The organism is Alkaliphilus metalliredigens QYMF, from assembly GCF_000016985.1.
GTDB lineage: Bacteria > Bacillota > Clostridia > Peptostreptococcales > Natronincolaceae > Alkaliphilus_A > Alkaliphilus_A metalliredigens.
On sequence record NC_009633.1, the window covers coordinates 1,844,226 to 1,857,581 of the forward strand.

The following is a 13,356-nucleotide window of genomic DNA, read 5'->3' on the forward strand; positions in this document are numbered from 1 at the left end:
TAGGCAAAATGTTCATTTAAAATAGTGTGCTATATTTTTATAATTATGTAAAATTATGTTACAATTGAGATATAAGTATTGACGCATAAGATGGAAAATGTGTAACTAAATTGATCGAGAGGGGTTGAAGTTGCGATGAACATTAATATTCTGACAATTGTTCTAATTCCTTTGTACTTTGCTATTCCAGCATTGATACTATATTTTGTAATAAAATTAGCTGTAAAAAATGCCATAAAGGAATTAAAAGAAGATAAAACTCTCTAAATAATTAGGCACAACATCTTTTCTATGCAACATAAAATAAAAGAAGAATGGCTATATACTCAAAATAGTAATATAGCCATTCTTCTTTTATTTTCTAAAATATCAACATTCACTACTAACAAAGCCTATGTTTTAAAGCATTTTAGGGAGAACAACCTGATAGGAATGAACGGATTAAATAAACTTTTCAACTGCATCAGTTGTAAATTGCTTTATACCAGGACGTCCATCTTTAATGTACCTTAATGTATAATAGTCCTCTGATTGATGAGCAATTGCTATATGAGATATATTGTGTTTGGCTAGATGCGATTCGATTTTCTCAAGATTTTGTTGGTATTGTGCTTGGTGTTTTGGATTTTGTTGCAAATCTCGTTGGGCTCTCGTCCAACTTAATAGAGCAAAGTCTAAACTGCTATTTTCATCTCTATTCATATTAACCCCTCCGTTTAAGATATTGATAAAAGATGACTATTTTTTACATACTGCAACCATCAAGTAATATTTCTGTTCTGGATTAGGAATCTCAATTATTGAATCTATTTGATGATACATCGTTAATTCACTAAAGGGTTTGAGTACATCTATGAACTCTTCTTCCTTATATTGATACACATGGAAGGGGGAAGCACAGGGTTGGTCTTTACCTCGACCAAAGGGGGTGGAGATGATGAGGGTGCCACCTGGTTTCAGAAGGTTATACAGATTTTTAACAAAGACTTCATCCTCTTCAAGGTGTTCAATGGTTTCAAAACTAACAATGGTATCAAAGGTGCCATAGGTTTTATAGAGGTTTTTGTTTAAGGCATCATCAACATAATAGGAAGTCTCCAAAAAGCGATAATGTTGTTTTGCGTAATCAATAGCCTCTGGGGAAATATCTATCCCCACTAATTCATCAATTTGAGGGTTGTGTCTTATAAGAATGGGGCTTCCATAGCCTACTCCACAGGCGATATCTAACACTCGCCCCTTACATAATTTCCTTGCAAATTGATATCGAGCAATATGTTCAATTAACATCCCATTTTTAGGATGCATCATTTCAGGCATAACTCTTTCTCCAGTATATTCCATAGGTGTATCCTTTCTGTATCTAATTTAACAATTATGATTTAATTTCAGAAGTTACATGATATATTTTATCAAATTAGCAAATTAGTATTTCGAAACTGATTATGCAATTGTCTCGATTTGATTATAACCATTTATAACTCAAATATATTATAGCAAATGAAACCATATAATACAACTTTAAACACAACTAAACTTGTTAATTTATAAATAACTATATATACTATATAATAGAATGAAAGTGATGGGAGGTTAACAATGAATATGCAACACGATTTCAAAACCTTCTGGAAGAGAAGGAACTTGATGAAGAACAGCAGCAGGAGATGATTAAAGAACTTATTTATAATACGGAATATCTGCTATATAGATTAAAGGCTAACTTAAAGAATCCCATTTGAAGAAAGGAAGGGTATCATGGATCGGGAGTATAAAAGGGAAGAAGAGATTATGACCATCAGTGAGGTTGCTAAATATTTGAAAATTAGTGAGGTGACAACATATAAGTTTGTGCAAGAGGGAAAAATCCAGGGTTTTAAAATAGGGAGACATTGGCGAGTCAAAAGAAGTGACTTAGCTGAGTTTATTGAAAGACAAAAGAGAGATGAGCGTGATTAACTTTTTAGTTTAACTTAAAAATAGATTTGGCTAGACTATGAGTGATCACCACAATATGAGATAAAATACTTTTCATTAAAAGAAGGAGGAAAAATAATGGATATGAATATAGAAATAACAATAGATGAATTACTAGAGCTATGGGTAAAATACACATATAGATTATTTAATTGCGATGAAAGGGCTGATAAGGAAGTCGTCGAAAGAAGACAAATTAATGACATGTTAGATAAGAAGGGAATTACCAGTGTGGCAATTCATAATATGACTGAAGAAACCTACACCCTTCAATACTCTCATCGATCTAGTAAAATAGAGAAGGAAGTACAAATTATTAAAGAATAATCATACCACTGACATGTCACAAGAGATTGATGGGCTTCGTATTATTCATTCTTGAAAATAAACAAGGACGGTTTTTTATCAATATATATATTGATATATGAAGGTCATAATATGCAATTTCCTTATTGATTAATTAAGCCTTGTTACAATAGAATTTTTAGAGGGTAGGTCTGTGTATTTAAAAGATCTATCCTATTTTGTTTTAAGAAGATGTGAGAAAAATCCAACGTCTTGATTTGAAAATTCACATGCAAAAAAATACAATATATGGTATGCTAAAATGTCATTATAGTACAAGATAAAGTTAATAAGTTACAAAAGAATATACGAGGAGGATGAAGTTATGGAAAGAAGTAAAAAAGTTGTTTTATTATGCCATTGTATTTTAAATTCTAATACAAAGGTCGAAGGATTAGCAAAAAATAATGGGATTGGAAAAGGCATTGTTAATCTGTTGATCGAAAATGAAATTGGTATGATTCAATTACCATGTCCTGAATTTATGTGTTATGGACTCAAAAGGTGGGGACATGTAAAATCACAATTTGATACTCCTCATTTCAGAAAAAATTGCAAAATGATGTTTGAGCCATATGCAGATCAAATAACAGATTATATATCAAATGGATATGAAGTATTAGGTGTAATGGGAATCAACGGAAGTCCAACATGTGGCGTTGAAAGAACTTGCCAGGGGGATTGGGGCGGAGAATGGACCAGTACCGATGAATGGCAAAGCAGACTGGATACAGTTGAATATATAGATGAGATGGGTATATTCATTGAAGAAATAAAAAAAACATTAGATGACATGAAAATCAAAGTTCCCATTTATGGCATCAATTTTTCCAATGTTGAAGAGTCATATGAAATAATAAGAAAGATTTTGAAGTGATTTTTAATACAGAAAGAAGGATTGACTTGAAAAATGATGCTGAGTGGGTTTTGGATATTTACTCTATTAATGATTTTCATGGCGTTATTGAAGATGTCATATGGGAAACATCTTCTGAAGAAGCACATAAGAACCAGGGAGTTCTTATGTATTCAGAGCTTATAAACTGTATTAACAAATCAGAAAATACATTAGTGTTGTCTGCAGGAGATATGTTTGAAAGTCCTTCATTTGGAATGGAGGTGCCTGGACTTTTAACCGTAGAGTTATTAAATTTAGTGAAATGTAAAGCCATGGCAATTGGAAATCATGAGTTTGATTGGATACCCCATGATGAGGACTTTTTTATTAATCTTAAAAAACGTTTAGATTGTAAATTTTTATCAGCTAATTTAATTGATAAGAGAACGGGAATAAATCCCAAATCTATAGAAAAGTCTATAATTGTTAAAGTGAAAGATACCCACATCGGTATCATTGGTCTAACCACTAGAAGTTGCAAATCAATTTGTCTTGAAAATGAATTTAAAAACTATGATGTTACTAATGCTATTGTTTCATTAGAAAAAGAAATTCAGTCATTAAAAAAACAGGGGATCAATATAATCATATTGTTAGCACATTGTGATGCATCTAGATCTAAAGAAGATACATCATTAAAAGGTGAGCTCGTTGATATTCTAAAACATTTTGACTCAACGATGCTTCAAGGAGCCATAGCAGCACATGGTCATGAACTAACCGCGGGAACAGTAAATGGAATCCCAGTAGTCCAAGCAGGTTCTTATGGGAATGGATTGGGGAAAATTGAAGTAAGCATAAAAAATGATAAAGTCGTTGATTTAAAAGCTGAATATATAGATATTGAAAAGGATTCTATGAAAATTCATGAAAAAATAAAGGGAATACTGATTGAACATAGGAATAAATATAAGAGAACTGCAAAAAAAATCGGATTTTCTCAAATATGTCTCAAGGTAGAATCGGAATCAGAATCTTTTTGGGGAGAATACATAGCTAAGGTGATGGCATATAGCGTCTCTGCATCAATTGGTATGATAAATGTGGGAGCCATTAGAACCACTATCATTAAAGGGGATATCTTGGATATCCATATAAAAATGAATCTTCCTTTTGAAAACAAGATTATATCAATGGAGCTTTTAGGAGAAAAAATAGTTGATATTTTAAAACAATCCTATGAAAAAGGCTATGGAATTATGCAGACATACGGTATTTCATCAGATAAAACCTTTGATAAAAACGGGATCCATATTTCTAATCTAAGAGATCATAAAGGTAAGCTTATAAAGCTAAATGAATATTACTCTGTTGCTGTAACTGATTTTATGCTTGAAAGCATCGACTTTAAAGATGAATTTATTAATGCGGTATCAATTATAGATTCAAATATTCTTATCAGAGATGCAGTTTTAGAATACATCAATAAAAATAAGTACATTGTGTAATTGTTTTAAAAGCTCTATTAATAGAGCTTTTTTTATGTCTAAAAAATGATAGTTAATTAAATTTTACATATATGACACATTTTATGATAGGAAAATCTAATGGAAGTGATAATTTGTATAAAATATAACAATTAGACTTATGTTTTTATGGATGCTATCATGAACATTGATATGGCTATAGATAATAATTTGATTTAGGCATAAGCTGTTCACACTTGTATATGCCAGTTAATATTTTGAAAATGGGGTTTGAAAATGCAAATTAAAATTAGATCATTAGCAAAAAAATTTAAAGATGTTGTGGCCGTGGACAATTTGAATATAGATATTGAAGATGGAGAATTGGTTACTTTTTTAGGCCCAAGTGGATGTGGAAAAAGTACAACGCTTTTTATGATTGCTGGATTAATTAATCAAGATGAAGGAAGTATATTCTTTGAAAATCAGAGAATTGATAACCTGAAGACTGAAGATAGAAATATAGGTATGGTTTTTCAAAATTATGCGCTATATCCACACTTAACAGTGTTAAAAAACATACTATTTCCCCTTGAAATGATGAAAATCAATAAAAAAGAAGCTCTAAAGAGAGCTGAAGAAGTTCTTGAGCTCCTGCAAATACAGGAGCTTGGGAAAAGGAAACCGAGTCAGTTGTCAGGTGGGCAACAACAAAGAGTTGCAATAGCGAGAGCATTAGTTAAAAAACCAAAGGTTTTATTAATGGATGAACCATTATCTAACTTAGATGCTAAGCTAAGGATTGAAACCCGAGAAGAGATTAGAAAGCTGCAACAACATCTTTCTATCACGACAATTTTTGTTACCCATGATCAAGATGAAGCAGCCAGTATATCAGATAGAATACTTGTATTAGATAATGGAAAGCTTCAACAATATGGCAATCCAAGAGAAATTTATGAAGAGCCATCCAATCTATTTACAGCTAAATTTATGGGTTCAACACCAATTAATATTTTTGATGGAACCTATACAAATGACGGGATTTTACTAAAAGACAATAAAATAGTATCCTATGGAGAAAAATTTTCAGACTTAGAGATTAATAAAGTTACATTGGGTGTGCGTCCTGAAAACTTAATTGTATGTAAAAAAGAAGAATCGTCAATTAGTGCTAAAGTAAAACATGTAGATATGATAGGAAAAGATAACTTAGTTGTATTTTATATAGGAGAAGAGAAATACCGTTTTTTTGCGTCTCCATCTGATGATATAAAATCAGGAGATACCATTTTTTTGAAATTTGATAAAGAAAAAATCATGCTATTTCATCCGAATACTTACGAAAGTATGTCAAGGTGTTGTATATGAATAAAGGAAATTCCATGAAAAATGCAGCAATTGGAATTCTTTATCTTCTCCCTGCTATGGTTATATTAGGCGTCTTTCAAATCTATCCTATTATAAAAGTTTTTCTTATGAGTTTCTACACACAATACAATTATTTTCAACATATTGTTTTTGAGTATGGAGTAGGGAATTATATTCAATTGGCTACCGATCCAAAATTTATTTTAGCACTTAAGAATACAAGTATTTTTGTTTTTGGGGTAGTTCCTACTTCTATGATTCTAGCATTATTTTTTGCTGCATTGCTCAATAGTAAGGTAAGGTTAAAAAAGTTTTTTAGAAATATATATTTTCTGCCCTTTGTAACCAGTACTGTTGCAATATCAATGGTTTGGAGGTGGATTTTCCACTCGAAACATGGGATTCTAAATTATGGATTAGGTTTTTTGGGGATTGACCTCATCCCATGGCTCATAGATCCAGACTGGTCTATGGTTTCACTAATTATACTGAGTGTTTGGAAAACCCTCGGTTACAATATTCTAATCCTTTTAACAGGACTACAGAATATAGATGAGCAATACTATATGGCATCTAAAATAGATGGTGCTAATTCTTGGAAGAGATTCACTAGAGTTACGATTCCATTACTATCCCCGACACTTTTTTTCGTCTCAATAACATCCTTAATTGGATCATTTAAGGTGTTTAGTGAAGTGTATGCTCTTTTTGAAAAAAGGCCAGGTCCATTAAATTCTGCCTTAACTATGGTGTATTATATATATGATAAAATGACCAATCAATTTTCATATGGGGTAGCCGCAGCGGCATCAGTTGTTCTATTTATCATCATACTTACAATTACTATGATACAATTTTTAATTGGTAAAAGATTTGTTCATTATAAATAAAACGTTTATGGGGGTTTTAGATGAAGAATAAAGTACTAAGGATAATTAAATATTTAATATTAGTTATAGGTGCTCTAGTAACACTCATTCCTTTTTTTTGGATGCTAAGTACTTCTTTTAAAACCCTGGGAGAAGTATACCAGATGCCACCTGGACTTTTACCGAACAATTTTAATTTTGACAATTATAGAGTGGTTATAGAAAAAACACCGATGAGTACATACTTGTTCAATAGTGTATTAGTGACAACTATAGTAACGGTGGGAACTCTTGTCACATCAATACTAGCAGCCTTTGCTTTCTCTAGGGTTAAATTTAAAGGTAGGGACATTATTTTCACAATACTTTTGAGTACGATGATGGTTCCTAGTGAGCTTTTAATTACACCAAATTTTGTTATACTATCTAAATTAAACTTGATTAATACACTAACGGCTCTTTATTTGCCATGGATTAGTAGTATGTTCGCTATTTTTCTACTTAGACAGTATTTTCTAGGAATACCGGAAGAGCTTTATTATGCAGCTAAGGTTGATGGCTGTAGCGACTTTAAATATCTTATTAAAGTGATGGTTCCACTAACAAAGCCTGCACTGATAACAATAGCGCTCTTAAAAATAGTATATAGCTGGAATGAATTTTTATGGCCTATGATTATGGTCAGTACCCCTGATAAAAGAACTTTACCAGTTGGACTTGCTTACTTTATGACAGAAGCCGGTCCCAACTATCACCTGTTATTAGCCTATGCATCTATCATAATTGTACCAGTAATTTTTATTTACCTATTGTTGCAAAAGTATATTATTCAGGGTATCACACGTTCTGGAATCAAGGGTTGATATATAAAAAATGGAGGGGTTAAAATGAAAAAAATCGTTTCTATGGTATTATGTGCATTGATGATGGTAGTACTGATTGGTTGTAGCAATAATGATACGAATGAAGTTGCAAGTGGTGGAAATCAAGATGAAAACGGAGAGGAAATTCAAGAGGTTGTTGAATTAGAATTCTGGCATGCTCTATCTGATGAAAATGGCGATGTACTACAAAACCTTATAGATCAGTTCAATAATGAAAATGAGTTTATTCATGTTAATGCTTATTTTCAAGGGCATTATAGAGATTTGTTTGAAAAATTAAATGGTGCTGCTCAAGCAAATACGTTGCCAACGATAACAATGATTTATAACAATCGTTTAACTGCTTATGTAATGAATGATTTTGCAGAAGATCTAGGTCCATATATTTACGATAGTGAAAAAGGCATGGATTCTGCAGTATGGGAAGATATTCCTCTTGGTCTAAGAAATGACGGTATGTGGGATGGAAAGCATTATTCACTTCCTTTTAATAAAGGTTCCTATCTGATGTTTTATAACGTAGATGCATTGGAAGCTGAAGGGTTAAAAGTTCCAACAACTTGGGATCAGTTAGAAAATGCTGCTAGAGTTCTTAGTAAAGATGGAAAAACTGGATTAGTATTAAACCAAAGTGCAGGAATTGATTTTAGTTTCTGGGTAGAGCAAGCTGGTGGGCATATATATGATGAAGAATTAGAAGTTCCTTCAATTGACTCTGAAGGAGTTAAAGTTGCCTATGAATTTATTACAGGTATGGTCGAGGAAGGAATTGCTCAGCTTGCAGGAGAAGACAATTACATTACTGGTCCAATGTCTAGAGGAGAATCATTTATAGGTTTTGCTTCCTCTTCGAACTTACCTAGAATGGAAGAAGCAAGTAGAGAAACCGGTGTAAACTGGGCAGTTGCAGAACTACCAAGTGGGAAACGAGAAGCAGCTCTTTTCTCGGGTACAGATATAACGATGTTTAATACATCTACCCAAGAACAAAAGGATGCAGCATGGGAGTTTATTAAATTTTGGTACCAAACAGATATAACTACAAAATGGGGGATGGAGTCAGGTTATATTCCTTTGACATATGCAGGTGCTGAACACCCTGAATTCAAATCTTATTTAGAAAAAGATCCAAGTAAAATTCCAGCAATAGGTCAGTTGAGTGCAGCATACCAAGATCCAAATGGTCTTAATGGATATGCAATTCATAGCAATATGCAAACAGCTTTAGAAGAAATTTTAGCTGGAGTAAAAACCATAGATGAAGCATTAGAAACAGCTCAAGAAAATGCCACACGAGAGATGGAAGAAGCAAAGCGAAACTTTGCACAATAAGATATAAAGCCACAGAGGGTTCAACCTTCTGTGGCTTTTATTAATGATGTTCAACATTTTATTGAATTAATACAATGGGTTTTGATCATTTAAATAGGATAAGAAGATGAGCCTATTTATTCGCTTTGTGTTTCACTTTTCGTTTCTGGCTTTGGTAGTAGGGCTTTTCTGGATAGACCTATTTTCCCTTGGGGGTTAATTTCCATTAATTTAACTTCAATTAGATCACCCTCAGCAAGGACATCTGTTACTTTAGTCACTCTTTCATGGGCCAAATTAGAAATGTGAACTAATCCTTCCTTGCCTGGTAGAATTTCTACGAAAGCACCAAAATCCATGATTTTAATTACTTTTCCTGTGTAAACCTCACCCACAACAGGGTCCTTTACAATGAGTTCAATCATTTCCACTGCCCTTCGAGAAGACTCTTGATCTGGCGCAGCAACATAGATTGTGCCATCATTTTCAATGGTGATTTTACAACCGGTCTCATCTATAATTTTATTAATGACCTTACCACCGGCTCCGATGACTTCTCTCACTTTGTCTGGATGAACCTTTATCTGGGTAACCTTAGGGGCATAGGAAGATAATTCGATTCTAGGGCTGGTGATGGATTCCTTCATCTTGTTTAAGATATGGAGTCTTCCGATTCTAGCCTGCTCCAGGGCTGTTTCCATAATGCCTCTGTCTATTCCTGCTATTTTAATGTCCATTTGCATGGCAGTAATACCCTCTTCAGTACCTGCTACTTTTAAATCCATGTCACCTAGGGCGTCTTCCATCCCTTGGATGTCAGATAGAATGACAACTTGGTCGTCTTCTTTAATGAGTCCCATGGCAATTCCAGCTACCATCCTTTTAATTGGAACACCGGCATCCATTAAGGAAAGGGTGCTACCGCAAACACTTGCCTGAGAAGAAGAACCATTACAAGTTAGAACTTCAGATACCAGTCGAATGGCATATGGAAAATCTTCTTTGCTTGGAATCATTGGTAGAAGGGCTCTTTCAACTAGGGCACCGTGACCAATTTCTCTTCTGCTTGGACCCCTCATAAACCGGGTCTCGCCAACACTGTAGGGTGGAAAATTGTAATGATGCATATATCTTTTTTCATCTTCTTCACCAATACCATCTATCCGCTGGGCGTCTCGTAAGTCCCCCAGGGTCGTAATGGTTAACACCTGTGTTTCACCCCGATTAAACAAACCTGTACCATGGGCTCTAGGTAAAATACCGACTTGAGTTGATATAGGTCTAATTTCATCTAGTTTACGATTGTCCGGACGAATACCTTCGGAGGTAATCATTTTACGGGTTTCTACTTTAATCAGCATTGATAAAATGTCATGAACTTCCTTTGAACGCCCTTCATACTTTTCCTCAAAGTAGTCCAGGGCTTCAGCGGAAACAGCTTGGATATTTTCATTTCGCTCTGTTTTGTCAAAGGTTTTAATGGCATTTGCCAATTTTGTATCTAGGAAGATGACAACCTCGGTCAAGAGATTGGAATCCATTTGCTTGGCAATGACTTCTGATTTAGGTTTTCCTACTTCGGATACAATGTTTTCGATAAAAGCAACGATTTTTTTGATTTCCTCATGGGCAAACATGATGGCGTCTAAAATTTGAGCCTCTGTTAATTCATTGGCCCCTGCTTCAATCATCATGATTGCATTTTTAGTTCCGGAAACGATAAGCTCTAGGGTGCTATCCTCTTTCTGTTTACTAGTGGGATTCACAATATATTCACCGTCAATCATACCAACTGAAACCGAAGCCGTTGGCCCCATAAATGGAATGTTAGAGACCGATAGGGCGATGGAGGAGCCGATCATCGCTGAAATATCAGGGGGGCAATCCTGATCCATAGACAAAACAGTGGCAATGACTTGGACATCATTATGATATCCCTTTGGAAATAGAGGTCTAATGGGTCTATCAATCAATCTAGCAGTTAATGTTGCCTTTTCACTGGGTCTGCTTTCTCTTTTGATAAAGCCACCGGGGATTTTCCCAACGGCATAGAGCTTTTCTTCGTAATCACAACTTAATGGGAAAAAATCCAGTCCTTCCTTAGGCTCCTTAGATGCACAGGCGGTAACTAAAACAGTCGTATCTCCATATTTAATCATACAGGATCCCTGGGCAAGTTCGGCTACTTTACCAATTTCAACTACAAAAGGCCTGCCTCCAAGTTTCATTTCAAACGTTTTTACCATGTAAAATCACTCCGTCTTTTTTATTTTTTAAGTTCTATATGCAATACTCTTATCCACTTAGTAGACAGAGAATGTAAAAATGATTACGTTGGTGTTTGTCTATTTAAGATTGAGTCTCGTTACTCTTTATATTATTTCAATTATAATGATTTATAATCTTGAGACATTATAACAAAGTAAAATAAATAAAACAAATGTAGTGATAGCTCAATCAATTGAAGTATGGCTAATTATAAAGGTGCTCTATAGAAAAGTTCAGGGGTTTAAAATAGGGAGACATTGGCCAGTCAAAAGAAGTGACTTCACTGAGTTCATTGAAAAGTAAAAAAGAGGCGAAGGGATTTAATTGATTGAATCATTTTTGGAATGACATCAGTTTATTATATGGCAGTATCAAAACATTTGTCATATTGGTACTGGAAAATTCAAGTGATTAAAAGAATGATGTCATTTGGAAGGATGCTGTATAACGTTAAATTTCTTTCTACGGTTAGGTAAAAAACAGACTATCGTTAATGCAATGAGGGAAAAGATAAAACCTAGGATAAACCAAAGAATGAAGGAGTAGTTTTTCTCTTTGGCCTTATAGGCCGTAAAAAGACCTATGATAATTTCAAATATGAGTAAATAATTCAAGTCAATAAAGCCTCCTTTGAGTCATAACAGTTATAAATAATTTTCTATTTCATTGGTAGCAAATTCATCTCTCCTTTTCAATCAATTTGGTATGTTATAATCCATTTTAATTATAACCATTTACAATGTAATGGTATTATACCAAATTAAATCAATCTAAACAAACTAATTTATAATAAAACTTGTTTAAGTCATACTTATTAGATATAATGTTAAAGGATTCTCACAAGTAAAGGGCGGCATAATGGTATGTAGAAAATGAAGTTTATCCAATGAATCAGAAGGTGTATCGGAAAGATCACTTCATTCATTATAGTTCAAAGGGTCTATAATAAAGGTCTAATTCGGGGGAGACATGACCACGCAGTACTAAAAACTATGGTGATTAGGAGGAAATATTAATGAATATTGAACAAATGGTAATAGAAGAATTATTGGAGGCTTGGACAACAATTTCTTATAAGTTATTTAATGGGGGCAAAGAAGGAAAGACAGAACTGATACAGCAGAGAAGAAAGCTAATCAATAGATTAGAAGCCAAGGGCATAATGGATATACAAATCGATGGGATGGGTAAGGACCACTATGTCTTAGTATATCGTTATCGGAGTAATAAAGTAAGGGATAAAGTTTTCATCAATCTGTAGAGATAATTAAGCTAAGGACCAAACCTTCTTGACGGCTTAATCTTAAAATTGAACGGGAATAGATGGAGAAGAATAGAATAGGAATGGGATAGGCACTTAGGGGTCAGGTTATGAAAATACTAATCAATAAGCGATTAGTATTTTTTTATCTTAATCATGCTTTAACAGATAAAAGGTAGGAGGGATAGAATGAATCAAACAAAAAACAAACCTAAGAAAGTGATTCGTGATTTAATTGAGGATTTGGGGATTGAAGGCACAGATGACTATTTTCAGGAAGAGTTAAAAATCCTTGTGAAAAATGTAGCCGCCCTTAGGGAGAAGATCAAGGCCTTAAAGGATCTAGGACTAGAGGCTACCAATAGTGATGAAATCATGCATTTGAATTTTGATATTTCTGATCAGGAAAGTCTTTTAAAGATCCTTCTGACAAAACTTGAAATCCTTCATGAAGACTATCGCTGTTTTTTAGCCTATACCGAACAGTCAGGTAAGATAGATTTAATATAAAAATAAATACTCCAAATATAAAATGAAAAAGAAATTAAACGCACTTATATCAGACGCGGTGGATCTTACCTCTCCTGAAGCTATTGAAATCAGTCAAGAATTAGATAAACTACTAAATGAATATAATGGATATGTCATATAAACATCACCCCTATTATTGAAAGTAATCTCTATGTTGAATTATATTAAATTCAAAGGTTTTCAATGGATTGGTGTAGAGTGCTATCATTACATATTAGATGAAAAAGGGCGACAC

15 protein-coding genes are annotated in these 13,356 nt (G+C 33.7%); 12 read left to right on the top strand and 3 right to left on the bottom strand.

The window, feature by feature from the left end:
- Window positions 1-135: 135 nt before the first annotated feature.
- Window positions 136-267: a hypothetical protein gene (locus tag AMET_RS26865; RefSeq protein ID WP_278184243.1), complete on the top strand. Its 132-nt coding sequence runs from the start codon at window positions 136-138 to the stop codon at window positions 265-267.
- A 174-nt stretch (window positions 268-441) separates the two neighbouring features.
- On the opposite strand, the gene AMET_RS08620 is transcribed toward AMET_RS26865, so the two are convergent.
- Both AMET_RS08620 and AMET_RS08625 read right to left on the bottom strand, forming a co-directional pair.
- Window positions 442-702, bottom strand: a complete 261-nt coding sequence (locus AMET_RS08620) for a hypothetical protein (RefSeq protein WP_012062941.1) — start codon at window positions 700-702, stop codon at window positions 442-444.
- Window positions 703-738: 36 nt separating this feature from the next.
- Window positions 739-1,344: a class I SAM-dependent methyltransferase gene (locus AMET_RS08625; RefSeq protein ID WP_012062942.1), complete on the bottom strand. Its 606-nt coding sequence runs from the start codon at window positions 1,342-1,344 to the stop codon at window positions 739-741.
- A 414-nt stretch (window positions 1,345-1,758) separates the two neighbouring features.
- On the opposite strand from AMET_RS08625, the gene AMET_RS08630 reads away from it, so the two are divergent.
- The 8 genes from AMET_RS08630 (at window position 1,759) to AMET_RS08665 (ending at window position 9,082) form a co-directional block, all read left to right on the top strand.
- On the top strand, window positions 1,759-1,959 hold the full coding sequence (locus tag AMET_RS08630) for a helix-turn-helix domain-containing protein (RefSeq protein ID WP_012062943.1): 201 nt from the start codon (window positions 1,759-1,761) through the stop codon (window positions 1,957-1,959).
- 96 nt (window positions 1,960-2,055) lie between these two features.
- Window positions 2,056-2,304 carry a hypothetical protein gene (locus AMET_RS08635; RefSeq protein WP_012062944.1) on the top strand — a complete coding sequence of 83 codons (249 nt, stop codon included), beginning with the start codon at window positions 2,056-2,058 and terminating at the stop codon, window positions 2,302-2,304.
- A 343-nt stretch (window positions 2,305-2,647) separates the two neighbouring features.
- Window positions 2,648-3,199, top strand: coding sequence for a CD3072 family TudS-related putative desulfidase (locus tag AMET_RS08640; protein WP_012062945.1), 552 nt, complete (start codon window positions 2,648-2,650; stop codon window positions 3,197-3,199).
- A 26-nt stretch (window positions 3,200-3,225) separates the two neighbouring features.
- Window positions 3,226-4,668: a bifunctional metallophosphatase/5'-nucleotidase gene (locus AMET_RS08645; protein ID WP_012062946.1), complete on the top strand. Its 1,443-nt coding sequence runs from the start codon at window positions 3,226-3,228 to the stop codon at window positions 4,666-4,668.
- Window positions 4,669-4,923: 255 nt separating this feature from the next.
- Window positions 4,924-5,997, top strand: coding sequence for an ABC transporter ATP-binding protein (locus AMET_RS08650; RefSeq protein WP_012062947.1), 1,074 nt, complete (start codon window positions 4,924-4,926; stop codon window positions 5,995-5,997).
- A complete protein-coding gene (locus tag AMET_RS08655; protein WP_012062948.1) occupies window positions 5,994-6,887 on the top strand; it encodes a carbohydrate ABC transporter permease in 894 nt (297 codons plus the stop codon). The genes AMET_RS08650 and AMET_RS08655 overlap by 4 nt, the downstream gene beginning before the upstream one ends.
- A gap of 20 nt (window positions 6,888-6,907) precedes the next feature.
- A complete protein-coding gene (locus AMET_RS08660) occupies window positions 6,908-7,729 on the top strand; it encodes a carbohydrate ABC transporter permease (RefSeq protein ID WP_012062949.1) in 822 nt (273 codons plus the stop codon).
- 24 nt (window positions 7,730-7,753) lie between these two features.
- The gene (locus AMET_RS08665; protein WP_012062950.1) at window positions 7,754-9,082 is read left to right on the top strand and encodes an ABC transporter substrate-binding protein; all 1,329 of its coding nucleotides are present in this window, start codon (window positions 7,754-7,756) and stop codon (window positions 9,080-9,082) included.
- Window positions 9,083-9,198: 116 nt separating this feature from the next.
- On the opposite strand, the gene AMET_RS08670 is transcribed toward AMET_RS08665, so the two are convergent.
- On the bottom strand, window positions 9,199-11,307 hold the full coding sequence (locus AMET_RS08670; protein ID WP_012062951.1) for a polyribonucleotide nucleotidyltransferase: 2,109 nt from the start codon (window positions 11,305-11,307) through the stop codon (window positions 9,199-9,201).
- Window positions 11,308-12,344: 1,037 nt separating this feature from the next.
- On the opposite strand from AMET_RS08670, the gene AMET_RS08680 reads away from it, so the two are divergent.
- The 3 genes from AMET_RS08680 (at window position 12,345) to AMET_RS27330 (ending at window position 13,242) form a co-directional block, all read left to right on the top strand.
- The gene (locus AMET_RS08680) at window positions 12,345-12,590 is read left to right on the top strand and encodes a hypothetical protein (RefSeq protein WP_012062953.1); all 246 of its coding nucleotides are present in this window, start codon (window positions 12,345-12,347) and stop codon (window positions 12,588-12,590) included.
- Between the two features lie 189 nt (window positions 12,591-12,779).
- The gene (locus AMET_RS08685) at window positions 12,780-13,100 is read left to right on the top strand and encodes a hypothetical protein (protein WP_012062954.1); all 321 of its coding nucleotides are present in this window, start codon (window positions 12,780-12,782) and stop codon (window positions 13,098-13,100) included.
- 22 nt (window positions 13,101-13,122) lie between these two features.
- Complete coding sequence (locus AMET_RS27330) at window positions 13,123-13,242, top strand: aspartyl-phosphate phosphatase Spo0E family protein (RefSeq protein WP_012062955.1); 120 nt, start codon at window positions 13,123-13,125, stop codon at window positions 13,240-13,242.
- Window positions 13,243-13,356 lie beyond the last annotated feature (114 nt).